Genomic DNA, 1,951 nt, shown 5'->3' on the forward strand with positions numbered 1-1,951 from the left:
CCTGCCCAATGCTGGGCCGCCAGCGGGCGACCGGTTTGCTGTACGATCCAATGGATGCGACGCTGCGTGAGGATCTCGCCTGGTACCTTGAGGAGTCATGGCGCTGGCCGTTTGGTGAATTTGCTGAACGGGCACAGCAGCTTGAGGCGCGGATGGAGCAGGTGGGCCGCGCTTTCTTTGCGGCGCTCTTTGCGACGGCTGCGGGGCAGCAGATCTTTCAGCCCTGGAATGTGCAGGATAATTACGCAAAGCAGCTTAGCCTCGAACTCGATCTGACGGCGGAGCAGTTGGCGGGGGAAGCGCCGACCGACCGGCGCCTCTTTGCGGCGCTCAGTCTGCCGTGGGAGTTGTTGCACGATGGGCGCACGTTCCTGACGCTGCGCCTGCGCCAGCCGGTGAGTATCGTGCGCCGCCTGCCGGAGCCCAATGTGCAAGCGCTGCTGCAACCCTTTACGCCGCCGCTGCGTGTGCTGCTGGTGACGGCGCGGCCCGATGAGACGGGCTTCATCGATCCGCGGGGTATCGCCCGCCCGCTCTTCGCCGCCGTCGAGGAGGCGCTGGCTGAGGGCCAGTTGCAGGTGGAGTTCCTGCGCCCGCCGACGCTGCCCGCGCTGGTGGCGCGGCTCAATGCTCCGCAGCAGCCGCCCATTCACATCCTGCACTTCGACGGCCACGGCACCTTTGGGCCGCAGGGCCAGCCAAGCTTCGCCCAGGATGGCGTGCGCTTTGCCATTGTGGGCCAGGGGGCGCTCGCCTTTGAGCACGAAGATGGCCAAGCCCACCTCGTCGCCGCCAGCGACCTCGCCGCCGCGCTGGGGCAGAGTGGCATCAAGTTGGCGCTGCTCACCGCCTGCAAGAGCGCGACGAGTGCCGAGGACGATGCCTTCAGTAGTGTGGCGGGCCAGTTGATCAGGGGCGGCCTCGACGCGGTGATCGCCATGCCCGCCAGCCTACTCGTCGCCACCGCGACCAAACTGGTGCAATGCTTCTACGCCAGCCTCGCCCGAGGCACCCCCGTGCCGTTGGCGCTGCAACAGGCGCGCCAGCAGCTCCACGCCGACCCGCGCCGCCACCTCTTGCAGCGCCAGCGCGACCGACCCGGCGCGCCGATTACACTGCGCGACTGGTGGCTGCCCCACTACTACATGCAGCGGGCGCTCGACTTTCAGCCCCAAGCGGGGGCCGCGCCCGTCGCCGCACCCGTCGCCGCGCCGCCCCTCAGCAACTTCCCCGCACCGCCGCGCTACGGCTTCGGCGGACGAGCACGCGAACTGCACCAGATCGAACGCGCCCTCCAGCGCGGCCAAGCGGTGCTGATCCACGGCTTTGGCGGTCAAGGCAAAACGAGCCTCGCCTGCGAAGCGGCCACCTGGCTCAGCGCCACCGGCATGTTCAGTGGCGCATGCTTCATCAGCGCCGAAGCGAGCAGCGGCGGCGCCACCTGGCTGCTCGCCAGCCTCGCCCGCCACCTCGGCTGCGCCGACGGCCACTTCCACCCCGACAACCACACCACCGCCCTCGCCCAGCTCCGCCCCCACCTGCGCCAGCGCCGCACCCTCATCGTGCTTGACAACCTGGAGAGCTGGCTGCCCGAAGCACACCAACACCCGCCGCACAAGCTCACGCAAAGCCGCAAAGCCGCAAAGGTTCGGCACACCTACCGCCAAAAGCTTCGCGCCTCTGCGCCTTTGCGTCAACAATCCAGCCAACACGAAGAGCCGCACCCGCCGCACAAGCTCGCGCAAAGCCGCAAAGCCGCTAAGGTTCGGCACACCTACCAAAAGCTTCGCGCCTTTGCGCCTTTGCGTCAACAACCCAACCAACGCGAAGAGCCGCTTCCCCTCCCCCCCGCCGCCCTCAGCGCCCTCTGGGATCTCCTCGACGGGCTGCGGGCCGCTGGCGCGGGCCTGCTGCTCACCAGCCGCGAGCCGTCGCTGCCCGACCCGCGCTT

1 protein-coding gene is annotated in these 1,951 nt (G+C 68.7%); it reads left to right on the forward strand.

Features of this window, described 5'->3' with window-relative positions:
• Positions 1 to 35: 35 nt before the first annotated feature.
• Positions 36 to 1,951 (forward strand): CHAT domain-containing protein (locus tag CJ255_RS21845; protein ID WP_165774887.1); only part of this gene is annotated, 1,916 nt, incomplete at its 3' end.

Source organism: Candidatus Viridilinea mediisalina (genome assembly GCF_002532535.1).
GTDB classification, from domain to species: Bacteria; Chloroflexota; Chloroflexia; order Chloroflexales; family Chloroflexaceae; genus Viridilinea; species Viridilinea mediisalina.